At 67.6% G+C, this 23,159-nt stretch carries 21 protein-coding genes, 1 tRNA gene and 1 other RNA gene; 17 read left to right on the top strand and 6 right to left on the bottom strand.

Annotation, left to right across the window (positions count from 1 at the left end; all coding sequences use genetic code 11):
• Positions 1–21: 21 nt before the first annotated feature.
• Positions 22–546 (bottom strand): DUF6790 family protein, encoded by a 525-nt coding sequence (locus ABZX92_RS07415; protein ID WP_355555049.1) that lies wholly within the window; start codon positions 544–546, stop codon positions 22–24.
• 46 nt (positions 547–592) lie between these two features.
• On the opposite strand from ABZX92_RS07415, the gene ABZX92_RS07410 reads away from it, so the two are divergent.
• Together ABZX92_RS07410 and ABZX92_RS07405 are read left to right on the top strand one after the other, a co-directional pair.
• The gene (locus tag ABZX92_RS07410; protein ID WP_355555047.1) at positions 593–1,036 is read left to right on the top strand and encodes a MarR family transcriptional regulator; all 444 of its coding nucleotides are present in this window, start codon (positions 593–595) and stop codon (positions 1,034–1,036) included.
• 30 nt (positions 1,037–1,066) lie between these two features.
• Positions 1,067–1,462, top strand: coding sequence for a MerR family transcriptional regulator (locus ABZX92_RS07405; RefSeq protein ID WP_355555045.1), 396 nt, complete (start codon positions 1,067–1,069; stop codon positions 1,460–1,462).
• A 7-nt stretch (positions 1,463–1,469) separates the two neighbouring features.
• Here the strand turns inward: ABZX92_RS07405 and ABZX92_RS07400 are convergent, their stop codons facing one another.
• Both ABZX92_RS07400 and ABZX92_RS07395 read right to left on the bottom strand, forming a co-directional pair.
• Entirely contained in the window at positions 1,470–2,387 is a 918-nt protein-coding gene (locus tag ABZX92_RS07400) for an NADP-dependent oxidoreductase (protein WP_355555043.1), read from the bottom strand.
• 171 nt (positions 2,388–2,558) lie between these two features.
• Positions 2,559–2,641: transfer RNA gene (locus ABZX92_RS07395), tRNA-Leu, on the bottom strand.
• Positions 2,642–2,854: 213 nt separating this feature from the next.
• On the opposite strand from ABZX92_RS07395, the gene ABZX92_RS07390 reads away from it, so the two are divergent.
• Positions 2,855–6,472 carry an ATP-binding protein gene (locus ABZX92_RS07390; RefSeq protein ID WP_355555041.1) on the top strand — a complete coding sequence of 1,206 codons (3,618 nt, stop codon included), beginning with the start codon at positions 2,855–2,857 and terminating at the stop codon, positions 6,470–6,472.
• Between the two features lie 3 nt (positions 6,473–6,475).
• Here ABZX92_RS07390 and ABZX92_RS07385 read toward each other — a convergent pair whose 3' ends face one another.
• The gene (locus ABZX92_RS07385; RefSeq protein ID WP_355555039.1) at positions 6,476–6,685 is read right to left on the bottom strand and encodes a hypothetical protein; all 210 of its coding nucleotides are present in this window, start codon (positions 6,683–6,685) and stop codon (positions 6,476–6,478) included.
• 130 nt (positions 6,686–6,815) lie between these two features.
• On the opposite strand from ABZX92_RS07385, the gene ABZX92_RS07380 reads away from it, so the two are divergent.
• Together ABZX92_RS07380 and ABZX92_RS07375 are read left to right on the top strand one after the other, a co-directional pair.
• Positions 6,816–7,886: a bifunctional RNase H/acid phosphatase gene (locus ABZX92_RS07380; RefSeq protein WP_355555037.1), complete on the top strand. Its 1,071-nt coding sequence runs from the start codon at positions 6,816–6,818 to the stop codon at positions 7,884–7,886.
• A gap of 64 nt (positions 7,887–7,950) precedes the next feature.
• Positions 7,951–8,880 carry a DUF3103 family protein gene (locus tag ABZX92_RS07375; RefSeq protein WP_355555035.1) on the top strand — a complete coding sequence of 310 codons (930 nt, stop codon included), beginning with the start codon at positions 7,951–7,953 and terminating at the stop codon, positions 8,878–8,880.
• On the opposite strand, the gene ABZX92_RS07370 is transcribed toward ABZX92_RS07375, so the two are convergent.
• Positions 8,877–9,398, bottom strand: a complete 522-nt coding sequence (locus ABZX92_RS07370) for an NAD(P)H-dependent oxidoreductase (RefSeq protein WP_355555033.1) — start codon at positions 9,396–9,398, stop codon at positions 8,877–8,879. The two genes, ABZX92_RS07375 and ABZX92_RS07370, sit on opposite strands and share 4 nt — an antisense overlap.
• Positions 9,399–9,503: 105 nt before the next feature.
• On the opposite strand from ABZX92_RS07370, the gene rnpB reads away from it, so the two are divergent.
• The 3 genes from rnpB (at position 9,504) to ABZX92_RS07355 (ending at position 12,781) form a co-directional block, all read left to right on the top strand.
• Positions 9,504–9,883: RNase P RNA component class A (gene rnpB, locus ABZX92_RS07365), an RNA gene on the top strand.
• A gap of 34 nt (positions 9,884–9,917) precedes the next feature.
• Positions 9,918–11,042, top strand: a complete 1,125-nt coding sequence (locus tag ABZX92_RS07360; RefSeq protein ID WP_355555031.1) for a threonine synthase — start codon at positions 9,918–9,920, stop codon at positions 11,040–11,042.
• Between the two features lie 155 nt (positions 11,043–11,197).
• Positions 11,198–12,781 (top strand): DUF6345 domain-containing protein, encoded by a 1,584-nt coding sequence (locus tag ABZX92_RS07355; RefSeq protein WP_355555030.1) that lies wholly within the window; start codon positions 11,198–11,200, stop codon positions 12,779–12,781.
• A gap of 188 nt (positions 12,782–12,969) precedes the next feature.
• Here the strand turns inward: ABZX92_RS07355 and ABZX92_RS07350 are convergent, their stop codons facing one another.
• On the bottom strand, positions 12,970–13,242 hold the full coding sequence (locus tag ABZX92_RS07350) for a hypothetical protein (RefSeq protein ID WP_355555028.1): 273 nt from the start codon (positions 13,240–13,242) through the stop codon (positions 12,970–12,972).
• 415 nt (positions 13,243–13,657) lie between these two features.
• Here ABZX92_RS07350 and ABZX92_RS07345 point away from each other — a divergent pair, with 415 nt between their 5' ends.
• The 9 genes from ABZX92_RS07345 (at position 13,658) to ABZX92_RS07305 (ending at position 23,054) form a co-directional block, all read left to right on the top strand.
• Positions 13,658–13,936 (top strand): hypothetical protein, encoded by a 279-nt coding sequence (locus tag ABZX92_RS07345; RefSeq protein ID WP_030472642.1) that lies wholly within the window; start codon positions 13,658–13,660, stop codon positions 13,934–13,936.
• A 3-nt stretch (positions 13,937–13,939) separates the two neighbouring features.
• Positions 13,940–14,410 carry a hypothetical protein gene (locus ABZX92_RS07340; RefSeq protein ID WP_355555026.1) on the top strand — a complete coding sequence of 157 codons (471 nt, stop codon included), beginning with the start codon at positions 13,940–13,942 and terminating at the stop codon, positions 14,408–14,410.
• A 19-nt stretch (positions 14,411–14,429) separates the two neighbouring features.
• Complete coding sequence (locus tag ABZX92_RS07335) at positions 14,430–17,243, top strand: ATP-binding protein (protein WP_355555172.1); 2,814 nt, start codon at positions 14,430–14,432, stop codon at positions 17,241–17,243.
• Entirely contained in the window at positions 17,240–19,114 is a 1,875-nt protein-coding gene (locus tag ABZX92_RS07330; protein WP_355555024.1) for a hypothetical protein, read from the top strand. The genes ABZX92_RS07335 and ABZX92_RS07330 overlap by 4 nt, the downstream gene beginning before the upstream one ends.
• Positions 19,115–19,126: 12 nt before the next feature.
• Positions 19,127–19,720: a hypothetical protein gene (locus tag ABZX92_RS07325; RefSeq protein ID WP_355555022.1), complete on the top strand. Its 594-nt coding sequence runs from the start codon at positions 19,127–19,129 to the stop codon at positions 19,718–19,720.
• A 2-nt stretch (positions 19,721–19,722) separates the two neighbouring features.
• Positions 19,723–20,724 carry a C40 family peptidase gene (locus tag ABZX92_RS07320; protein WP_355555020.1) on the top strand — a complete coding sequence of 334 codons (1,002 nt, stop codon included), beginning with the start codon at positions 19,723–19,725 and terminating at the stop codon, positions 20,722–20,724.
• Positions 20,725–20,742: 18 nt separating this feature from the next.
• A complete protein-coding gene (locus tag ABZX92_RS07315) occupies positions 20,743–21,216 on the top strand; it encodes a hypothetical protein (protein ID WP_355555018.1) in 474 nt (157 codons plus the stop codon).
• Positions 21,213–21,407, top strand: coding sequence for a hypothetical protein (locus tag ABZX92_RS07310; protein WP_355555016.1), 195 nt, complete (start codon positions 21,213–21,215; stop codon positions 21,405–21,407). Before ABZX92_RS07315 ends, ABZX92_RS07310 begins: the two co-directional genes overlap by 4 nt.
• A 249-nt stretch (positions 21,408–21,656) precedes the next feature.
• Positions 21,657–23,054, top strand: coding sequence for an RNB domain-containing ribonuclease (locus tag ABZX92_RS07305; protein WP_355555170.1), 1,398 nt, complete (start codon positions 21,657–21,659; stop codon positions 23,052–23,054).
• Positions 23,055–23,159: the final 105 nt, after the last annotated feature.

Genomic DNA, 23,159 nt, shown 5'->3' with positions numbered 1-23,159 from the left:
GAGCGGACTTCGACACAGGCCCTAGCTCGCGAGAGCCGGCTCGTTCGCACCGGACAGACGCTGTGCCCTGAGCGCGAGGACGATCAGGACCGCGGGCGCGAGCACGTCGTAGACCAGGATGCCGCCGGTGTTGCCCGGTGCGTGGTTGCCGGCCGCGAACCACTGGTGGACGTGCCCGATCACCGCGCCCCACAGGAACATCCCGGCACCCAGGCCGACGAGCACGCGTTCCCTGGTGGTGGCCGACGAGGACGCCGCGCGGAAGGCCAGCACCGCGAGGGCGAGGTTGGCGAAGGCGATCTCGAACTCGAACGGCGTGCGGGCGAAGCCGATGGTGGCCGCCATCTCGTCCGGGACGACGAGGAACGCGATGACGAGCCACAGACTGCCGCAGCCGAGCGCGGCGCCGGCCCACCACCGCTGCCAGGTCTCGAGCGTCGCCGCGCGGGACGGGCTGTGGCGGGTGCGCACGACCGCGCCGACAACCGCGATCAGCAGCCAGAGCAGGGGAAACGAGGTCTTGGTGAGGTAAGAGAGCATGTCCATGACATCGAGTCTTGCATGGTTAATATTAACCGCGCAACATTCATGTATGATCGACACCGTGGACGACGGACTCGCGGACCTGTTGCACCGGGTCGTGTACCTGCTGGGAGAAGCCGCCCGGCAGCGGGAGGGCGACCAGGACGGGCTCACCTACAGCCAGCTGCGGCTGCTGGGCACGCTGGAGGAGATCCAGCCGGCGACGCAGCACCAGCTCGCGCAGGCGTTGTCGGTGTCCGACCCGGCGATCAGCAGGGCCCTGCGACCGCTGGAGGCGGCAGGCCACGTGGAGGTCCGCGTCGACCCCGAGCACGCGCGGCGCCGTCTGGTCAGCCTCACCGAGGCCGGCGGCAAAGCGTTCCACGACAACGGGAAGCCGATGTACGACGAACTGCGCACCGCCCTGCTCGGCGCGGGCTTCCCCTACGAGCGGTACCTCAGCGACACCCTGCGCCTGGCCGAGATCCTGGAGGACCCTCCGCGGCGGACCTGAAGCGGGTCATCGCGTCGTAGGCTGGTTTCCGTGACCACGACCTCAGCCGCCGCGACGATGAAGATCGGTGAACTGGCCCGGCTGACCGGGGTCAGTGCCCGCTCACTGCGGTACTACGAGCAGCAGGGGCTGATGCACAGCACGCGGTCGACCGGCGGGCAGCGGCACTACGCGGCGACAGAGGTCGCGCGGGTCGAGATGATCCGGCGGTTGTTCGACGCGGGACTGAGCAGCAAGGTGATCGCCCGGCTGCTGCCCTGCGTCGACAGCGACGACGGTGAGGTCGCCGAGGACGCCTTCACCACGATGCGCGGGGAACGCGACCGGCTGACCGCCGACATCGGCCGGCTCGTCGAGGCGAGGTCCGCCCTCGACGAGCTGATCGAGCTCAACACCCGGTACCGCGACCGGATCGGCACCACCTGAGCGCGAGTCAGAGGCTCAGGTCGATGACGAGCTTGCCCGAGGTGTGGCCTGACTCGACGAGCGCCAGAGCCTCGTCCGCGCGTGCGAGTGGGTACGTCCGCGTGATGTGCGGATCCAGTCGACCGGCGGTCATCAGCTCGGCGACGCGTTCGAGATTCGCCCGGTCGAGGCGGCGGCGCACCACCTCACCACCCAGCTCGGTCACGGACGGGTCCCCGACGGAGACGATCGCCCTCGCCAGCGGCGCGACGGTGCGCAGAGACTCGCCGCCGACGTTGTCGGCCACGGCCGCGAAGCCGTCCGGAGCGAGTGCGCGGAGCCGGCCCACCACGTCGCCGTCGGTGTAGTCGACGAAGATCGCGCCGGTCGCCGTGACGAGATCTCTCTTGGCCGCACTGGCCGTGCCGGTCACGACCAGCCCCCGATCCCGCGCGAGCTGGGCCAGCGCGATGCCCACGCCACCGCCGATCCCGTTCACCAGCAGCGACGCTCCGGCGGGCAGGTCGAGGTGGTCGAGCACGTCCAGCGCGGTGGTGCCGGCGACGGGGATCGTCGCCGCCCAGACGTCCGGCAGCGCGTCGGGGATGCGGGTGGTGGACTCGCCGAGCAGCAGCGTGGTCTCCGCGTACGTGCCCGCACCGGTCAGCGCGAACCCGGTGACCCGGTCGCCGACGGCCAGCCCCGTCACGTCGGCACCGACGGCGAGCACCGTGCCGGCCGCCTCCATGCCGAGGACCTGGGGGAAGGGCACGTGGCCGTTCAGAGCGGTGCCGTGGCCGGACCGCAGCTTGTGGTCGAGCGGGTTGACCCCTGCCGCCGCGACGCGGACGAGGACCTCGGCAGGGCCAGGCGCGGGATCCGGCCGCTCGAAGAACTCCTGCACTTCGGCACCGCCGAACGCCTTGTACCCCAACGCTTTGCCCATGGTGGTTCGCTCCTCGCGCCGTCAGTTCCAGGACGACGCGAAGCTATTCGCTGACACCGGTGTCAGCTTCCACCCGTTGTGACGTAGGCGACTGAACACTGTTGGTGGGGGTCGAGCTTCGGTGCGAAAAAGCAGAAGAGGCCGTCTACAAGACGACCTCTTCTGCATCTGTGTCCGAGAGGGGACTTGAACCCCTACGCCCTTTCGGGCACTAGCACCTCAAGCTAGCGCGTCTGCCATTCCGCCACCCAGACTTGCTCAACCATCATAACGGATGCTTCGAGCTGGTCTGCACGGGGGTCGGGCTCGGGTGGCCGGAGGAACGACGGTGCGCTCGACGAACGGCAGGCAGGTGGCGACTTCGTTGCCATCACGGGAAAATTCCTGTCTGACTGGACTTGTGTTGCCCACCGCGCGAGGTGTGTCGGCAGCGCTCTTCCTCCTGTGGTGATGCATACACTCCGGCGATGTCGACAGGTCATCGACCGCACGAGGTGCGCAATCAAGCCGACCTCGCCAATGCCATGGCGAGCATCAGGGCCGGTGCGCAGATCAGCTTCGGTGCGATCGCGGAGAAGTCCGGCTCGTCGACGGTGTCGCGGATCTCCAAAACCACTGCGAAGAACTTGACCACACCGGGGAAGTCGCTGCCTGCGGAAGGAAGCCTCCGGGCCTTCTTGCACGCCTGCGAGGTCGAGGAGGTGTTGGTCGACGAGTGGTGCGAGGTGCTGGGCAGGCTCCGGGATGACGGTGGCGGATCCCCCTACGTCGTGGCGCGGCAGATTGCGGTGGCGGTACCACTCGAAGGTGCTGTGTGGACGGACATGGTCTCGCAGGCGCTCTTCAAAAGAGTCCTGGCCGGAGACGCTGCCGGAATCCTGTCGAAAGTCAAGGATCTCGTCGAACTTGCCGCCACGGTGCTGGGCGCTGCGTATGAGACAGGCCCGGCCTACACGCTGCACGGCGTCTCGCACGCCATCGCTGTGGTGGGCAGGCTGGGCGAGCTGTTGGGTGCGGATGTCAAGAAGCTCAATCCACACGAGGCAGGACTGCTGGTGGTGGCCTCGTTCCTGCACGACGTGGGACGGGTTCCCTTCTTGCCGGTGGACGTCTCGCCGCGGAACGTCCGCCGGTACCTCGAACAGGCGGGCGAAGCCGGACCGCATCTAGACGTGGACTCGCTGACTGGTCCTGTGCTGGAGGACTACTGCAGGTGGGACAGGGCGCGCCGACTGGACGAGTACCTGAAGCAGGTGCCCCCTGGGCTGCTGGTGTGGGACGGCGTGCCGATGCGGGAGTCGATCAGCGTCGTGTGCGCCGGACAGGCTCGTGCCCGAGGCGAGGGTTCGCCGCCGGATCGGTTCCCTGGTGTCGACCTCGCGTTGTGCGTGAGCTTGCTCAGGCTGGCGACGCGGCTCGAGCTGTGCAGCGTCCGCACCGCTCGCGACATCTTCAGGAGACTGGGCGTCGAACGCCGAGCCGAGCCCCGGCGCGGTCCGGACGACCTGGAACTGCGGCACGACATCCGTCGCCTGGTCCTGAAGCCCAGGAGGGGCAACACGGACTACGTCGTGGAAGCCGAAGCCATCGTGCTGCGCCCCGTGGTCGAGTTCGACCTGCGCGGCCTCCTCGGTGAGCTCAAGGACGAGTTCGTGCGCTGTCAGGCCGACAGGGCAGCTTGGAGCAACGTGTGGCGGAGGTTGCCGCTGCCGAACTCCGTCGACCTGTCTGGGGTGAAAGGGGTCGGCTACACCTACGAGAAGCTGTCCTTCGAACTGGTGCGCGACGACGTGCTGCAACTGCTCGGCGGCACCAAGCTCTACGGAAATCCGAACGTCTTCGTCCGTGAGTTGTTGCAGAACGCGATCGACGCGGTGCGGCTGCGCAAGATCGTGGACCCTGGCTGTGACAGCGGGTCCGTGGCGATCTCCTCGTGGGAGGAGGACGGCGCGATCTGGTTCCGGATCGACGACAACGGCACCGGCATGGACATGCACACCATTCGCGAGTACTTCCTGCAGATCGGCAGGTCGTACTACAACTCGGATGAGCTGCACCGGGAGCTGGGGCAGCTCGGCGCCCGCCGATCGAGGTTCAGTGCGATCGGCAGGTTCGGCATCGGGGTGATGTCCTGTTTCATGCTGGGCGACCGCATCGAGGTGAGCACGCGCAAGTTCACCTCGCACGGCGAGCGCGGCAAGGCCGTGCGGCTGTCGATCGACCGGCAGGAGGATTTCGCGACCCTTCGCTGCGAGGGGCAGGGTGACGACCCCATTCCTGCGGGACCGGGCGTCGAGCCGCTGGACTTCCGTGAGACGAGCGGCACCACCGTTGCCGTCCGCATCGACGCGGCGAAGCACTACGTGCCGCCGAAGGTTCTGCTGGAACATGCCGCCTACTTCCACTTCACGGCGGAATGCGCCCTGACCCTCAACGGAACGGAGCACCAGGGCGTCGACCTCCACACCCAACTCCTCGGAGAGGTGCAGTCCAGAAGCATTGGCTTCGGGAAGAACGATCATGCCGAGTTCACAGGCCGTTACCTGAGGAAAGTCAGGGTGTTCGCCGTGCCGCTGGATCTCACCCGGCACTCTCCGGATCCTCGCGTGCAGGGACAGGTGGCGGCACTTGTCGCGTTCGCGCCTCCGGCAGAAGGCGTGACGCTCCTCCACCTGTTGTCACCTGCCAAGCGTGCGAAGCTGACTCCGCTGGTCCGCGAGTCGATCGCGGGGGTGCCGATTCGTATCGAGGTGAAGGTCAACCTCGAGCGCGTGACCCTCGTGTGTCATCTAGAGGAGCCGATGCACGAGATCCGGCAGAAGCTGGGCGTGCGAGGCACCCTTCCCCGTGATGTGGACGACCGGCAGGCCTACATAGCTGCGGCCCTCGAGAAGAAGCACGGTTTCAAGTTCGGCAGCCTGGACTGCAAGGTCTTGGCTGTACAATCAAGCGAAATAGAGTTTGCGGAGGATTTTGACGGATTCGGATTGGCCACACTCATCTCCAAGAGGCGGTGGTGGGCGCACAACGGTGTGACACTTCCTACCCTGCGTCGGTACGAATATGTGGACGATGATCTGGGCAAGGACTATCAGGATTACGAAATCGATATGACGGAGGTGCAGCTGACGTCATCGCGCCCTTCGCTCGCGGGGCCGATCTTTCTGGTGGGAAATCTGAGCTACCTGGATGACCTTCGCCCAGATCTTTCTCTCGCCAGGAACGAGCTGGAATTGATTTCGCCCGCCATGGTCGCAGCGCTGGTGCTCGCGCTCCGCAAGGCGATTCCGCCGGACCTCGCCGCAGAAGCGGCGGAGGCTTTGTACTCGTACAGCAGGACTGATCAGCCGATCGAGTCGTATGAGTCGGTGGACCTAGAGTCCGTCCTGCCTGTATTGGATGAGGGTTACGATGGTTGGACGGCGGAGCCGGTTCTTCCGATGGGCTTCGCGCGAGTAACTGTCGCTGATGTGGTGGAAGCGGCCACGCGGGGTGAAGTGGTTCTGGACTTCAACGACCGCTTGTGGAGTTACTACCCGCAGGTGTTCGATCTGATCGGCGCTGCTCTGGCGCAGAAGTCGCTCAACTTGCGGTGGCGTGCACATGCCGACTCGTGGCCGCCGGGGGAAGTTGTGGTGACATCTGGTCTGCCGGCGCCGGTCGCGGACGTGCTTCGGTTCTTTCCTCCTCTTTCGTTCATGCTCCACGAGACGGACGTGAGCCTGCGTGCCAACTTTGGTCCGTGGAACACCTCGCATCCGCTGTGCCGCTGGTTCATCGCTCGAGGTCCCGAGCTGAAAAGGCGAATGCCTGGACATTTCTTCGAGTTGCGCGAGGTGTTTCTGTGCTGCTCGGCTTGGCCACTTTTCAATCTTGCTGTCAACAACGAGAAAAAAGGGTTGCTGAACTTGTCGGACCTCATCGCCGACTACGACGGAGACGAATATTACGATGGCGACGGTCTCTCCGATGCCGAAGCGCTCAAGATCGCGGTCGAGCTCGTGAAGCTCGTCGTCACTCGCATCGTCGCTGCCGCGCCCGACCTGGCTCCACCACGCGAGGTGCTGCAGTTCCTCGGCCTCTGACGATCAGCTGTGTCCCTTGGGCGACTGCGCCAGTACGAACCCGAGGATCGCGAGCAACATCGCCTCGGTGCCTGCGAACGTGACGGCGCCGGCGACGATCGCGTCCACGAGGCCGTGGTCGGTGGCGCGAGAGAGGATCCCGCCAGCCAATCCGGTGATGATGCTGGACAACACCGTGATCGTCAGCCACATGATGCGTTCTTTGGTCGTCATGCCGGTTCCTCCGAAGGTGCTCGTGCTGTGCCCTCAGGAGATCAGTTCACTTCGTTCATCAGGAGGAGTTGAACGAAGTGCACGGGTGGTGAACGGTGAACGACTTCGCTCGGATGCCTACTATCGACGCGTGAAGGTCATCGTCGAGGCTGACGGCGGCTCGCGGGGCAACCCCGGGCCGGCCGGTTACGGGGCCGTTGTCCGCGACAAGCTCAGCGGGGAGACGCTGGCCGAGCGCAAGGGGTTCATCGGGGTCGCCACGAACAACGTGGCCGAGTACCAGGGGCTCATCGCCGGGCTCAGGGCGGCGCAGGAGCTCAACGCCGAGAGCGTTGACGTGCGGATGGACTCCAAGCTGGTCGTCGAGCAGATGTCCGGGCGCTGGAAGATCAAGCACCCCTCCATGCAGCCGCTCGCCCGAGAGGCGCAGACACTCGCCAGAGCGTTCGGGAAGATCACGTACGAGTGGATTCCGCGCGAACGCAACCGGCAGGCCGACCGGCTCGCCAACGAGGCCATGGACGGGGAGACCAAGACCGACACGACAAAAGAGGGCGACAAGCAGCCGCACTGGAGCGGCGCGACAGGTGAGCCCACCAGGCTGATCCTGCTGCGGCACGGGCAGACCAAGCTGTCGGTCGAACGCAGGTACTCGGGGCGCGGCGATCACGAGCTGACGGAACTCGGGCTGCAGCAGGCCGAGAAGGCCGCCGGCCGTCTCTCCAAAGTGGACGGCATTGCGGCGGTCATCTCCTCGCCGCTGCGACGAGCGAAGCAGACCGCGGAGAAGCTCGCGCAGAAGACGAACCTCGAAGTCGTCACCCACCAGGGGCTCATCGAGACCGACTTCGGGACGTGGGAAGGCCTGACGTTCGCGGAGGCGGCGGAACAGGACCCCGAGATTCACCGCAGGTGGCTGAGCGACACGAGCCAGAAGCCGCCCAACGGGGAGAGCTTCGACGAGGTCCACGCGAGGGTCCGGAAGGCCCGTAGCGAGATCATCGCCAAGTTCGGCGGCAAGACGCTCGTGGTGGTCAGTCACGTCACGCCGATCAAGACCCTGCTGCGCCAGGCCCTGGACGTCGGGCCGCAGTTCCTGTTCCGGATGCACCTCGACCTGACGGGTGTGTCGATCGCCGAGTTCTACCCGGACGGGCACGCGTCGGTGAAGCTGGTGAACGACACCTCACACCTCGGTTGACCAGGGGCGAAGTAGTCCTTCGGCGGCTTGCCGGGCGGGCGGGCGGCCGACACGATCCGAAGACATGAGAGCCAACACCCTGCGCACGACTCTCGTTGTCCTCACCCTGGTCGCGGCCGTTTCGCCGAGCACGGCGGTCGCGGCGCCGGAGAACGTCAGCCGGATCCTCGACCGGTACGCCCACGACCTCGCCACGAACACGGCCGACAAGGCGAACACCGAACGGCAGATCGCCAGAGCCAAAGGCCTGCCGGACCACGAGAAGCTGATCACGGAGAAGCGAGTCGGTGCGGCGAAAGGCGAACTGCTCGTCGCGGCCGCACCCGACGACGACAACGCCAAGACCATCACCGCCTACGACCGCGTCGGCCGCAAGCACGAACTGACGACGACCGAGGAACCTGACCAGCCGCTGCTGCTCGTCGACATCGACGTGCAGAAGGTGGTCAACCTGGGCATGGACGTGATCCGTCAGGCGATGCCCACCACGCAAGCCGCGCAAGCCGGCTACTGGGCCACCCAGGTCACCAGGGTCCGGGTCAGCGACGTCCAGGAGCCCTGGTTCAAGGGCGACGCCGAGATCTTCTCGCTGGTGTCCGGTTTCGGGCTCGACGGCAAGGTCCGCGTCGACCCGGTGACCATGCCGTACCTGGACGAGGAGAACACCACCTACTCGCCCAACCAGCTCCTCGTGCACTGGAACAACTACAAGTACGACCTCGCCGACGTCGTGATGATGGAGGACGACGGCGACACCAACTACAAGGCGCTCGCCCAGGCACTGGCAGCCGCGTTGCTGACCATTGTGGACGGTGGCGCGTACATCCCGTTGGTGAGCGCGGTTCTCGACGCCATCCCGGACAGCTGGTACACGGACGACCCGGACTACGTCGAGTCCTGGTACACCCTGGCCGAGCAGGGCTCCGGCGTCCTCAACGGCGCATCCGGCAGAGGCTGGCTGGAGACCAGGCCCTACTGGGTTCGCGAACTCTAGGAAGCCCGGCGCAACCGAGGAGTCAGGGCAGCGACGAAACGGTCGGCCGCCGCGTCCAGCAAGGCGGCCGACTCGGGCGAACCCACCAACCGGTCCAGCACGAACTCGCCGCGCACCACCTGGTCGGCGCCCTTGGCCGCGAGCAGCGGGTGCAGCGCGTAGTCCATCGCCACCAGGAAGCCCTGGTTGCCGCCCGTCGCCAGCGGCAGCACCGCGCGGCCCCGCAGAGCCTTCTTCGGCAGCAGGTCGAGCAATGCCTTGACGAGCCCGCTGTAGGCGGCGCGGTACACGGGCGAGGCGACCACGACCCCGTCCGCGGACAGGACAGCACTCACAGCCGAGGTGATCGCCGGGTCGCGGAGATCCTCGGTGAGCAGCGACAACGTGGGCAACGAGCGCACGTCGAGCAACGTCACGTGGTGGCCCGCGGCCTCCAGGACAGAGGACACGTGCGACACGACGACACCGGTCGGCGCGCTGTGGGACGGCGCGCCGGAGATGATCAGCAGCTCGGACATGTCAGGTCCACCCCGTCGCGACGTCGTGTGATGGCACCGAGTGAACCAACGTCCGGACCAGTGAACAACCAGTCCCAGAGCCTGGGATATCCTGGCGGGCGCGGATGAGTCGGCAGGGCGGCCGCGGCGAGGTGACTTGTCGAGGAAAGTCCGGACTCCACAGGGCAGGGTGGTTGTTAACGGCAACCAGGGGCGACCCTCGGGACAGTGCCACAGAAAACAGACCGCCTCGCTTGTCGAGGTAAGGGTGAAACGGTGGTGTAAGAGACCACCAGCGCCCCAGGTGACTGGGGCGGCTAGGTAAACCCCACCCGGAGCAAGGCCAAGAGGGCCCGCGAGGGCCTGCGCGAGCGTTCGAGGGCTGCCCGCCCGATGCTCGCGGGTAGGCCGCTAGAGCCTGTCGGCAACGGCAGGCCCAGATGGATGGCCGCCAAGTGGGACTCCGGTCCCATGAACAGGATCCGGCTTACATGCCGGCTCATCCGCCTGTTCGTGAGAAAACCCTGTATGCATGAATGCATGCTGTCCCACCTGGAGTGCGCCCGCTGCGGCCGCCGGCACGACGCCGATGTCGTCCAGAACCTCTGCCACGAATGCGCGTCGCCACTGCTGGCCCGCTACGACCTCACCCGAGTCGGCAGGCCCACCCAGGACAACAGCCTCTGGCGCTACCGGGACGTCCTCCCGGTGCGCAACCCGGACCCGAGCTTCAGCCTCGGCGAGGGCATGACCCCGCTGGTTCCGCTGCCCGCGCTGAGCCGGCAGCTCGACGTCCACCTCCTCATGAAGGACGAGTCGCTCATCCCGACCGGCTCGTTCAAGGCCCGCGGCGCGGCGGTCGGCGTGGCACGGGCGAAGGAACTCGGCGTCGAAGGCATCAAAATGCCCACCAACGGCAACGCGGGCGCCGCCTGGGCCCTCTACGCGGCACGGGCCGGCCTGCGCAGCGTCATCGCCATGCCCGAGGACGCCCCGCTGATCACCCGCGAGGAGGTCGAGGCGAGCGGAGCCGAGCTCCGGATCGTCCCCGGCACCATCGCCGACGCTGCCCAGGCCATCAAGGACGTCGATCTGTTCGACGCCTCGACGCTCAAAGAGCCCTATCGCATCGAAGGCAAGAAGACGATGGGCTACGAGATCGTCGAGCAGCTCGGCTGGCGCGTCCCGGACGTGATCATCTACCCGACGGGCGGCGGGGTCGGTCTGATCGGCATCCACAAGGCGCTCAACGAAATGCGCGAACTCGGCTGGATAGAAGGAAAACTCCCGCGTCTCGTCGCGGTGCAGTCGACCGGTTGCGCGCCGATCGTCAGGGCGTTCGACGAAGGCGCGACCGAGTCGGCCTTCTGGGACAACGCCTTCACGGAAGCGTTCGGGATCAACGTGCCGAAACCGTTGGGGGACTTCATCATCCTGCAGGCCATCAGGGAAACCAATGGCACCGCGATAGCCGTGGACGATGGGCAGATCCAGGAAGACCGCACCGAAATCGCGCGCACAGAAGGTGTTTTCCTGTGCCCGGAAGGCGCCGCCACCATCAGTGCCGTGCGGACACTCCGCAAGGACGGCTGGCTGAACGAGAACGACGAAGTCGTCGTGCTGAACACCGGAGCGGGCATCAAGTACCCAAGCGTCCGCCTCTAGGTACTCGCAACCCCTAGGCGCGTTACAGAATTTCGGCCGTTCGAGTGGTGCCGCGACGGCAACGACCCACTCTCGGTATCACGGCACAGCACGGCAAATCCTCCTGTCAGACGGCCGGCCCCTGCAGCCGGTCGTCCCCAAGGGAGGGAAGAGACATGCAACGCAAGCTGACCGTGGTGCTGGCCCTGTCCAGCCTCGTCACGGCTGGGGCGGTGGGCGTCGCCACCGCCGACGCCGCGGAGCTCCCCGTCTACGGCGTGAAGAGCGCCGGCCTCGACCAGGAGCAGGCGCAGAAGCTGCAAAGAGCCTTCGGCCTCAAAGACGTCCAGAGATCCGAGTACGGCGCGGTGTCCTTCGCGGACGAGCAGCGCTTCCAGTACCTGCCGACTGTCGACAAAGGACAGGGCAGGCCCGACGAGGACGGCAACGAGACCAAGCAGAGCGGACTCGATCTCGAAGCCATCAAGCGCATCAAGACGATCCCGGCGGACGAGGCGGCCAAGCGCGCGCAGGAGGGCCTCAGGGCAGCCGGTGTGTTGCCGGAGAACGCCACGCCCACCGCGCAGTACACGACGTTCGAGCTCGCGGATGCCAACGGGCGCACCGCACTCACGGCGAACCTGGACACGGCGGTCTCGTACTCGTTCCAGCTCGGCGGCATCCCGCTGGAGGGCGAGGGCGCGAACATCCGGGTCTCGTTCGACGCGCAGGGCGTGACGTCGGTCAGCCACGCGGCCCGCACCTACGGCCAGGCGGGCACGGCCAAGGTGTACGACCTCGCCACCGGCGCGAAGCTCTGCCAGAAGTACCTCGGCGCCGAGGTGAAGCCGGACGTCAGCTACGTCTACGTGGCCCCGGCTCTCGAAGACAAGGTCGACCGGATCGAGCCGTCGTTCCGCTGCGCCGGCCGCACCCAGGACGGTGGGGCACCGCAGGCCATCACCCTGCCCGCCACGATCGGCGCCGAACTGCCGCAGCCGGGACCGGGCCAGGAACCCAGGCCGGACGCCCAGTTCAAGATCCAGGCAGCCGGCACGCAGGTCGGCAGCGAGGGCACCGGCAACTGCGCCGGCCTGCCCAACACCGCCGCCAACATCGGCACGTTCAACTCCGAGGCGAGCAGCCACGGCATCGCCCGCGACTTCAGCTGGCTCGACGGCAACGCGTGGGAGAGCGACTTCAAGGACCCGATGTTCGCCGGCGGTGACGACACCAACTGGACCGACGACGTCGACATGACCTACTGGCAGGGCCACGGGTCGGGCACCGGCTTCTACTTCTCCGGCTGCTCCAACCACAACGACACCAAGCTCGCGAACACCGACGCGCGCTGGGGCCAGAACGACGTCGAGTGGATGAGCCTCTTCACCTGCCTGATCCTGGAGGACGTCACCGGCGGCCAGACCTGGGCGCAGCGCTGGGGCCAGGCGTTCCGCGGCCTGCACCAGATCAACAGCTTCACCACGGTCAGCTACAACTCGGCCAACCACGGTGGCAAGTTCGGGCACTACATGTGGCGCTCGCCGTTCCTGTGGTGGAACAACCCGATGAAGGTCCGCGACGCGTGGGCGCAGGCCAGCATCGACACCCAGCCCGCCTCCGTCCGCTGGGCCACGATGGGTCCCGTCACGTCCACGGGCGCGCTGGGCAACTACGACGACTACTTCTGGGGCAAGGGCTCGGTCGGCCCGGACTACACCGCCGGCAACCTGTTCTGGCGGATCTCCGGCGCCTCCTGACCGAGGTCCCGCAACCCACCAGCTGAAATGAGGAACAAGGCCACCGCCGCGACCCCGACCGGGGACGCGGCGGTGAGCTGTGCCCCGGCATCGCCCACCGCTACCGTCCGCCGCGAACCGAACGGCCTACGACACGCCGGGCACGCTGAACGCGATCAGGTTGGATGTCGCCGCCCGTTCGGTGAGCGTCAGGGGCCCAGGCGCTTGGCCGGCCGTCCAGAAGGCATGCGCAGAACAGGCCTGAAGGGCTCGCCCGCGTTGTAGAGCTCCTCCAACTCGGTCACATAAGCCAGCACGGCGGGATTCACGATGTCGGCCAGCGACCGCACCCCGGCCTGTGGCTCGTAGGACGCCAGATAGGTGGCCGCCGCACGCGCGCGCTCCAGCACGGACCTGTCGAAGTTGATCGTCCTTTGGACCCGGCGGGTGGTTTGTCCGCCCTCCCCGGTAGGCTGATCCACGCCTGGAGCACTAGGGGAGGCTGTGATTCCGTCCACACTTCCGTCCGGCGCGAGGTCAGGTTCGAGCATGGGCGAATCTCCTCGGAGTCGTCACTGCGGGTCGCCCCCTCGGAGGGGCCGCGAACCGGCCGATCAGGGCTTTCACATGAGTGGACACGTGCGCGTGTTTAGGACGCACGCACTGTGTGTGACCAGGGCGTTCGCAGTCGGGTGAACATTGCCAGCGACGGAGAGAATCTTGGTCCGGGTGTTCCCCACTGACGTCTCCTCAGTGATGATGTGTCGGCCAGATTAGACGTAATTCCTCCCAGGGGGAACGGCCAGATGATCTACAGCCCGCACCAACAGCTTCACACCTCGTGACGAACTCGTGTTCTACTCGTAGCGCAAGCCCGAGCGCACTCTGGAGTACCTAATGACCGCCATGGACCTGGTGACACTCGCTCAGCAGCAGCCGACGGTGCCGGGCACAGGCAATGTCCGCGGCTGGATCCTGGACAACATCGTTCCGCTGCTTCTCCTCACCGTCGCGCTCCTCCTGCTCTGGCTGGGAGGTGGCAAAGGCGACAACGCGGGCGTCATGCGCCGCCTCGGTGGTGTGATCGTCGCTTTGGCCATCATCGGCCTCGCGGTCACGACCGACGCGGGCTCGAACATCGGCAAGTGGCTCGCCGGCTTGTTCGTCGGAGGCTGACACGTGCGGGTTCGCACTGACGACGAGGTCTACCGGGTCGACGCCGTCTGGCTCGGCCCGCCCAAAGCGACTTTCCCCTGGCGCGCGCGATACGTCGCGTGGGGCGTCGGGATCGTCGTTTTCCTCGTCGTACTCACGATCGAACGGCAGATGGGCGTCGGGTTCGGGTTCTTCTCGACCGCGTGGGCCCTCGTCGCCACGATCCTCCTCACTCGCTTCATCACCCAGCGGATCAGTCATGAACGGCCCCTCACGGCCGTCATGTCGATGTGGGTCCGCGAGCTCACCGCACCTCGAGAGCGCACGGCAAGCACCGGCGGAGCGGCCAGTGCCGCCCGGATCCGGGTCAGTCCGCAGCGGCCTCGTCCCAAGTTGAGCAAGAAACAACGGGCGAGACAGCAGGCCCAGCACCGCCGGACGTCAGCCAGCCGTAAGAAGGAGGTTCGCGGTGTTCGGACGCCGGCGAGACCGTGACCGTCGCTCCGCCCAGCACATCGCCCAGCACGCCGCGGCCGACCCCCGTGAGCGTGACCGAGCCGCATACTCCAAGCGCGGACGCCGCCTGCCCGGCGAGCAGTCCGTGCCGAGCTACACCCCGTCGATCGCCGCCCGCAGCATCGACGGTCACCTGCTGCGCACCGGCCAGGAGGTCTACGCCTGGTACCGGCTCGCGCCGCAGCGCTGGTCGTTCCGCAGCGACTCGCAGCGCCAGGACCTGATCGCCGCGATCGCGGGCCAGTACGCCGAGCTGCAGGGCCGCTGGATGCACCTCCGCGTCACCACGCGGCCGTACCCGATCCGCATGTGGGCCGAGGCGCACGTGCACAACGCCGTCAAGCGCCTGCCGGACACGCCCGGCACGCTGTCGTTCGACGACTACATGGTCGGCGAGCAGCAGCAGCTGATGGGCCGCTCGATGGCCGAGAAAGAGGTCTACCTGGGCGTCCAGGTGCAGACCCGCAACATGATGGACCGCGCCGTCGAACGCGCCGCCCCCGTGCTGCGCAGGGTCTTCCCGGACGCCGTCGACGCCGAGCTGGTCGCGCTTGACTCCGAGGTCGAGCACCTCGACCAGGTGATCGGGTCCGCGGGTCTCGAAGGCCGTCCCGCGACGGCCGAGGAGATGTCCTGGCTGATGCACCGGTCGTGCTCGCTGGGCCTGCCCGCGCCGCGCAACCTGCCCGCCGTGCCGGGTGCCGCGTGGGAACCGGAGGACCTCGCGTCGTTCACCGACGCCGCGGACTTCCACCAGGAGCCCTACTCGCCGACGGTCACCGTGCGCGGCCGCACCGGCTCGAACGCGGGCATCAAGCGGCACGTCGCGGTGCTCACCGTCGGGCTGATGCACGGCCTGCAGATCCCCGAGGTCGACGACCCGTGGGTGCAGCGCGCCGACCGGCTCCCGGCTTCGGTGGAGTGGTCCGCCCGCATCTACGTGCGCAAGCCCGAGGAGGTCTCGGGCGAGCTGTCGCGGCAGATGAGCAAGGTGCGCTCGCAGGTCCGCCACTACACCGACGAGCACGAGCTCGACCCGCCGCAGTCGCTGGCCCGCCAGGCCGGGCGGGTGCTGGAGATCGACGACGAGATGACGTCGGGCTTCACCGCGCTGGGCACCAGGGTGCGGTCGTGGTGGCGGCTCGCGGTGAGCGGCCCGACCGAGCGCGAGGCACTGCGGCTCGCCCAGTCGTTGCTGGAGCTGTACAAGCCGAAGATCGCGATCGAGCACCCCGAGGCGCAGTACGCGATCGCCCGCGAGTTCATCCCCGGCGAACCGCTCTCGAACGGCGCGTACCTGCGTCGCGGCTCGGTGTTGTGGGCCGCGTCGGCTGTTCCCACCGCCACGGCCGAGGTCGGTGACCGCCGCGGGATTCTGCTCGGCGAGACCGTCACGGCCACGCGCCGCCCGGTCGCGTGGGACCCGTGGATGGCGCAGGAGCTCCGGGACGCTTCCGGTCTGACGGCCATGGTCGCGGGCCTCGGTGCCGGTAAGTCGTTCCTCGGCGGCGGCATGGTCTACAAGACGCTGCGGGCCGGCGCGCACTGGACGTTGCTCGACCCGTCCGGTCCGCTCTCCGCGCTCTGCGACCTGCCTGAGCTGCGGCCGTACGCGCGGCCGATCAACCTGCTCAACGCCCAGCCCGGCATCCTCAACCCGTACCGGGTGGTCGCCGAGCCGATGCTCGACCACTTCCTCGACGAGGAGGACCCCGAGCGGGCCTGGCGCCGGGAGAAGGCGCTGGCGGCGGCGACCCGTCGTCGTCTCGTGCTGGACGTGCTCACGGGCCTGCTGCCGTACGAGGTGGCGCGGCTGCCGCAGACGCGCATCGTGCTGCTGCGTGCCGTCCGCACGGTCGGTGGCCGCTTCGACGCGCACCCGGGTCTCGTCTTCGAGGCGCTGCGCCGGGACGCGTCCGAGCACCACGAGCACGCCGTCGTCGTCGCGGACTTCCTCGACGAGATGCGCGAGCGCATGTCGTTGCTCATCCCCGAAGAAGACGACGACCCGTACAACGAGCAGCGCGACGACCGGCTCACCGTCCTCACCATGGCGGGCCTCAACCTGCCGAAGGACGGCGTCGGCCGCGAGCACTGGACGGACGCGGAGTCGCTCGGCGTCGAGATGCTGAACCTCGCCGCGTGGCTCACCCAGCGCTCGATCTACGAGAAGCCGAAGGACCAGCGCAAGGGCGTCTGGATCGACGAGGCGTTCTTCCTCTCGGAGGTCCCGACCGGTCGCGTGCTGATGAACCGCTTCGCGCGTGACTCGCGAAAGTGGAACGTCCGCGTGCTCCTGTCGTCGCAGATCCCCGCTGACTTCCTGAAGATCCAGGGCTTCGTCACGCTGCTCGACTCGGTCTTCGTCGGCCGGCTCGACGACGACCAGGCGCAGGCGGACGCGTTGCGGCTGCTCAAGGTTCCGATCGGCGCCGGGTACGAACAGGTCGTCGCGTCGCTCGGCCGCCGTCCCGGTGGCGAGCGCACCGCGACCGAACGCGACCGCGCGCCGCGGCAGTTCATCTTCGGTGACGGCGCCGGCGGTGTGGAGCGCATCCGCATCGACTTCAGCGGCCCGCACCTGGAACACCTGCGCAATGCCCTCGACACGACCCCCGATGCCAAGCGCGACAACGGCAAGGGCGAGCTCGTGCCGACGGACGACAACGCGGCTCCGCAGCCGCCCGCCTACGTGCCCGACGAGATCGACGACGAACTGGCGGCGGACATGGAGCTCGGACTGACGGAGGACGAGGCCCATCTGGTGGGTCACGGTGACGGCACCAACCGCCACCGGGACGGCGCTGCATGACCGCGCTGACGATCGTGCTCGCGATCGCCGCCTTGCTCTGGGCAAGGCGGCGGTTCTGCCCAGGATCGTCATTGTTGGGCACGTCAGCACGTTCGCGTTCGGTCATCGCGGTCGCGGTGATCTTGGCTCTGCAGGTCGTGATCGGCGCCCCGGCGCACGCGCAGTCCTGTGGAGAGGCACCAAATCCGGAACGGCCGGGCGCGGGCATGGTCGGCGCGCTCGACCCGCCCGTCGGCAACGGTCTGCCCGGCTCGCCGTACCTCGAGTACGGCTACGCGGGCATGGTCTGGCACACCTACCAGGCCAAGTGCAACATCGTCCCGGACGCCAACGCCACGATCGACACGTGGGCGGGCAACGAGCTGTTCAGCATCGGCAAGAACATCGTCGGTGCCACGAACGCGTTGCACTACACGGTGATGGGCCGCGGCCTGCTGGTCCCGCTGGACGACGCCGTGAAGAACGGCGTGCAGAAGGTCTACGACAACGTCTACCTGCGCTGGTTCGGCCTGGTGGCGTTGATCCTCGCGATCATGATGTTCCGGCAGATCTGGACCGGCGACTTCGCCACGATCTCCAAACGCGGGCTCTGGGCGTTGGCGGGCATGTGGCTGGCAACGTCCACATTGGCCTTGCCGCAGTTCTACAACCTCCTCGACAACACGCTGGTCTCCAAGACTTCCGAGATCCAGGCGGGGTTCATCGAGGCACCGGAAGAGCAAGGCACACTTCACGTTCTGCCGACGAAGCTGCACGACGCGGTCGTCTACCAGAGCTGGCTGCGCGGTGCGTTCGGCACGCCGGAAGCACCGCAGGCCGCCGAGTTCGGCCCGCGGATCCTCAAGGCGCAGGCGTGGACGACGACCGAGATCGCCGAGCACAAGGACGCGGATCAGGCGGCTCTGGAAGCCAAGAAGGCCGAGTGGAAGGCGCTTGAGGCTCAGCTCGGCACCTCGAAGGGCTACTTCGACGGCACCGACGGCAGCCGCACCGGCGCCGGCTTCCTGGCGTTGCTGCAGTCCATCGCCTTCTCGTTGTTCCAGCTGTTCGCGAAGGCCGCCGTGCTGCTCGCTCAGCTGTTGCTGCGAATTTTGACCTTGGCCGGACCGTTGATCGGTCTCGTCGCGTTGATCCACCACGACCTGCTGCGCAAGGTCGCTCGCGCGGCCGCCGTGACGGTGTTCAACGTGCTGGTGCTCGCGGTGCTCGCGGGCGTCCACGCGTTGCTGCTGCAGGCGATCTTCAACGCGACCGGGCTTTCGTTGCTCACCAGGACTTTGCTCGGCCTGATGCTGACACTCGTCTGCTTCGTGATCGGCAAACCGTTGCGCCGCATGTGGCAGATGGTCGAGATGTCGGTCGGCTCGGCGAGCAACGTGCTGCCGATGAGCGGTGGCGTCCTGTCGAAGATGATGGGCCGCAAGAAGCAGACGGGCCCGACGCCGCAGGACGAGTTCTGGGAGTCCGTGCGGGAGAACGAGACCGACGAAGCGGCACCGCAGCGCGGCCGCAGCCGGGTGCGCCCGGAGGCTTCCAGCCCCGTCATGGCCACGGCTCAGCGCCTCGACCGCGACTCGCAGCCCGGCCAGATCGTCAGCGGTGGCGACGGCTACGGCGTGCGGGCGGGTGCACTGCCCGCTGGATCGGGCCCGGCCGCGTTGCCGGCCGCCCGGTCGCGCGTGGTGGACAGCCCGCCGGTCACCGACCGGCAGTGGGACCGGGTCGACGACGCGGTGCTCGTGCCGTCGCGGTCCACGAGCTACTCGGGTCCGGTGCAGGAACCTCGCAGGGCCGAGACAGAAGTGGTGGCAGGGCGTCAGGTGCACGTGATCTACCGACCGTCGCGCGGCTTCGAAGTCCGGGACAACTGAGAGGGGGCGTAGGTGCCGATCCGTACCAACCGCGGCCGTGCCGCGGTCTACCGCAGGCTCTGGGGCTGGCCGCTGCGTTCCCCGCGGCACCTGGCCGCGTCGATCATCATCTTCGTCGTGGTCGTCGTCGCTCTCGGCGTGATCATCCCGAAGGTGCTGGACCGCAAGCCTTCCGCGCCCACGACGGCCGCCGGTCAGTCGTCGTCGCAGGGCACCCAGGTGGGTCAGCTGCCGTCCAGCGGCGCCTCGCTGCCGACCAAGCAGCCGCCGCCGTCGAACACCGCCTCCGCCGCGCCGCCCGCCGCTGACGCGCAGCTGATCGCGGAGCTGTGGGCGGAGAACTGGATCAAGCCGCCGCCGGACAACGACGTGAACAAGTGGCTCGCGCAGCTCCGTCCGTACACGACGGAGGAGTTCCTCGCGCAGATGGCGACGATCGACCCGAAGAACGTGCCGGACAAGATCACCCAGAAGGTGACGCCGAAGAAGTCCTACGTGTCCTCGGCGGACTTCGAGATCGGCACGGACATCGGCAAGGTCGTCATCACGCTGGTGAAGACGCCGAGAAACGAGTGGCGGGTAAACAGCTACACGAAGGCGAGCTGACCATGCGCCTGATGCTGCTGATCGGAGCTCTCGTCGCGGTCGTCGTGATCGCGGTGGCCACGTCCGGTGTCACGCAGGTGGTCAACAACTCCACGAACCCGGCGGCGCAGGGCGGTCTGCGGCTGACGAGCTGCAACGCGGCGATCGGGCCGTGGGACGCGGGTGGTGGCGACAAGGGCCAGCACGACGCGTCGCGGCTCAACGACGACCAGCGCAACATCGTCGCCCGGATCATCTCCATCGGCCAGGAGCGCAAGCTGCCGCCGCTCGCGTGGCAGGTCGCGATCCAGGCCGGCATGACCGAGTCGGGCCTGCGTCCGCTGAACTACGGCGACCGCGACTCGCTCGGCATCTTCCAGATGCGTCCGTCGATGGGCTGGGGTTCACCGGAACAGGTGACAGACCCGACGTACGCGATCAACAAGTTCTACGACGTGCTGCTGGCCGTGCCCGACTGGGAGAGCAAGCGTCCCGGTGACTCGGCGCAGGCGGTGGAGCGGTCGGCGTTCCCCGACCGGTACCACAACTGGGAGTCCATGGCGGCGTTCCTGCTGGGCGAGCTGGGCCAGATCACCGACCCGGCGGGCTGCGGTTCCGGCGCGGGCCAGTTCCTGCTGGCGTCGAACGCGGCGGGCATCGCCATCGCGTTCACCAAGGAGCAGCTGGGCGAGCCGTACCTGTGGGGCGGCAACGGGCCGGACGCGTGGGACTGCTCGGGAATTCTGGTGAAGGCGTTCGCGGCGGCCGGTGTGAAGATCCCGCGCGTGGCGAACGACCAGTACGAACAGGGCGGCGCTCATCTCCCGGTGCGCGACGCCCAGGCAGGCGACCTGATCTTCTGGGCGACCGACCCTGCGGACCCGCGTTCGGTGCACCACGTGGCCATGTACCTCGGCGGCGACGAGTACATCCACGCCCCCGAAACGGGTGACGTCGTGAAGATCAGCAAGATCAACTGGAATTATCACGAGTTGATGCCGCTGGCCGTCCGGCCGGGCGTGTAGATCGCGGGGAGGCGCTGCATGTTCAACCACGACCCCATCCCGAGGCCTTCCGGACCGCCCGCGTCGAGCACACCAGTGCGTGACTACATGGCGGCCGGTGCTCCGGGTGTGTCGTCCGACTACGTGGTGGTGCCGCGGGCGCTGGCGGAGGCGATGCCGTTGCCCTGGCAGCAGCACTTCACCCACCTGCTCGCGGAGTTCCACCGCACCTACGGCCACCTCAACTGGCCGATCTACCGGGTGGTGCCGTCGCGCTACGAGAAGCTCGCCGATCTCGACGAGGAACAGCTCGCCGAGGTCGGCGTGATCATGGAGATCGACTCCGACGGTTCGCTCGTCTACCGGGACCGGTCCGGGCGTAAGATCGAGAACGCCGAGGACCGCACGGTGCTGGTGTCGTGTTTGGACCCGATCCCGTCTGAGTACGCCAACGCCAACCAGTCCACGCCGCCGAGGGGATTCCCGGCGCCATTGGGAGGCGAACGCGTATGAGCGACAGCAGCGGTTGGTACTACTGCCTGACCCACCAGACGGTCGAGCACGGCAAGGGCTGCAAGGGGCCGGACCGGATGGGCCCCTATCCGGACGAGGCCACGGCGGCTCGCGCGCTGGAGATCGCGCGCGAACGCACTCGTGCCGCTGACGAGGCGGACAAGAAATTCCGCGGCGACGACGAGGACTGAGTTTTTCGGGGGCGAGGCCCGGAGCGCGTGCTCCGGGCCTCGTTCTCAGCTCAGCAGCTGGTGATGTTGAAGCCGAACCCGGCGATCGTGGTGCCGTCGAAGCGGAAGAACGCAAGTCCGTTCATAATTAGCTGGCAATTGCGCCACAATTGAGATTTGACGCGCTGGCGAAATGGTCCGAAAATGACGTGGAATTGACCGCGACTTGAGGTTCTGGCTTGATCGCCTAGTCTGTGCGCCGTGGCCTCAATGGTGATCCGCACCGGTCGTGCTGACCTGGCGTTCGACGGCATCCGGACCGAGTTCGGACTGCGGTCCTCGTTCCCCGCGGCTGTGCTGGCCGAGGCTGAGGCGGCGGTGTCCCGTTCCGCGGGCGATCGTCCCGACCTCACCTCGATCCCGTTGGTGACGATCGACCCGCCCGGCGCGAAGGACCTGGACCAGGCGCTGTGCCTGGAGAAGACGGCTTCCGGGTTCGTCGTGCACTACGCGATCGCCGACCTCGGGCTGTTCGTGACGCCCGGTGGCGCGCTGGACCTTGAAGTCCGGCAGCGCGGGCAGACCATCTACCTGCCCGATGGCAACGTGCCGCTGCACCCGACCGTGCTGTCCGAGGGTGCGGCTTCGTTGCTGCCCGGCGTCGTGCGGCCCGCGGTGCTGTGGACATTCACATGTTCGGCGGCCGGCGTGCCCACTGCGGTCGAGGTGCGGCGGGCGTTGGTGCGGTCGCAGGCGCAGTTCGACTACGCGGCGGTGCAGGAGTCGTTCGACGCGGGCAATCCGCACCCGTCTGTTGCGGCGTTGGCCGAGTTCGGGCCGTTGCGGCGGGCGTTGGCTCGCGAGCGCGGGGCGATCGAGCTGCAGCTGCCCGAGCAGGAGATCGAGTCCAACGGCTCCGGGTGGAAGCTCGTGATGCGGCCGCGGGCCGACGTGGACGCCTGGAACGCCGAGATCTCGTTGATGACCGGCATGGCAGCCGCGTCGATCATGCTGGAGGCCCGGGTCGGGGTCCTGCGGACGCTGCCGAATCCAGATGCCGCGGCGGTTTCGTCCTTGCGGAAGTCCGCGGCTGCGTTGAAGGTGCCGTGGCCTGCTGACGTGTCGCCGGGTGCGTTCCTGGCCGGGTTGGACGCCTCGACGCCGGAGGCGTTGGCTTTGTTCACGGATGCGACTCGTCTGCTGCGAGGTGCTGGGTACTCGGCGTTCAATGGGTCCGTGCCTGACGTGACCACGCATGCGGGCGTTGCGGCGCCGTACACACACGTGACCGCGCCTCTCCGTCGGTTGGTGGATCGGTTCGCCACGGAGGTGTGCCTGGCCGTTTCCGCTGGTCAGGAGCTTCCGGTCTGGCTGGCCGAGGCGTTGCCGCAGCTGCCGTCGCTGATGGGGGCGTCGGACTCGCTCGCCTCGAAGGTCGAACGGGCGTCGTTGGACCTGGTCGAGGCGTGGGTGCTGGCGGGTCGCGTCGGCCAGGAGTTCGACGCCGTGGTGCTCCGCTCCGGCGACCACGAGGCCGAGATCTTCATCGCGACTCCGCCGATCCTGGCCAAGTGCGCCGGCCCGCGCCTGCCCGAGGCCGAACGCATCCGCGTCCGCCTAACTGAAGCCAACCCCACCACCCGCCAGGTCCGTTTCACCCGTTCGTGACGCCACGCGGGGCGCTTTCGTTTGGTTTCGCGCTCACCGGGTTCTTCGCGGCGGCCACGCTCGGCGTCCGGCCGCGGCACGCCGGCCTGGTCGCCGGGGCGGCCG

Origin of the sequence: Lentzea sp. NPDC006480, assembly GCF_040611995.1 — a bacterium.
Classification (GTDB): Bacteria; Actinomycetota; Actinomycetes; order Mycobacteriales; family Pseudonocardiaceae; genus Lentzea.
This window is presented reverse-complemented; position numbering and strand designations above follow the sequence as displayed.